The sequence below is a fragment of the Shewanella sp. T24-MNA-CIBAN-0130 genome (genome assembly GCF_040310185.1).
In the GTDB taxonomy this organism is placed as follows: domain Bacteria; phylum Pseudomonadota; class Gammaproteobacteria; order Enterobacterales; family Shewanellaceae; genus Shewanella; species Shewanella psychromarinicola.
Map to the genome: position 1 here is coordinate 1 of NZ_JBEOPP010000209.1, position 308 is coordinate 308.

At 52.6% G+C, this 308-nt stretch carries 1 protein-coding gene; it reads right to left on the minus strand.

Annotation, left to right across the window (positions count from 1 at the left end; translation table 11 throughout):
- Positions 1–308: hypothetical protein (locus AAEZ02_RS22095; protein ID WP_351089785.1), on the minus strand; the 308-nt coding region annotated here is incomplete at both ends.

Below are 308 nucleotides of genomic sequence, written 5' to 3' on the forward strand. Positions count from 1 at the left end.
ACCAACGCGTAGTAACCGTCGTCATTGCTGCCAGGGGTAAAGTCAACAGTCAGTAGATCACCGTCTTCATCAAAGGTAGTGTAGGTTGCAGCAACATCGCCATCAACGGCGCTGTTTTCAGTAAAGTCATTGGCTACCACGTCAATGGTGGGCGCATCGTTCGTAGGAGTGATCACCGGAGTGTCACTGTCTTGACCTGTTAAGCTGCCATCGGACACGGTTAAATCAACCGCAGGCAGCGTGCCGCCGTTGTTAACGAAGTCAGCACCGGCTTGGGTTAATACCACTTCGCCGTTGACCAACGCGTA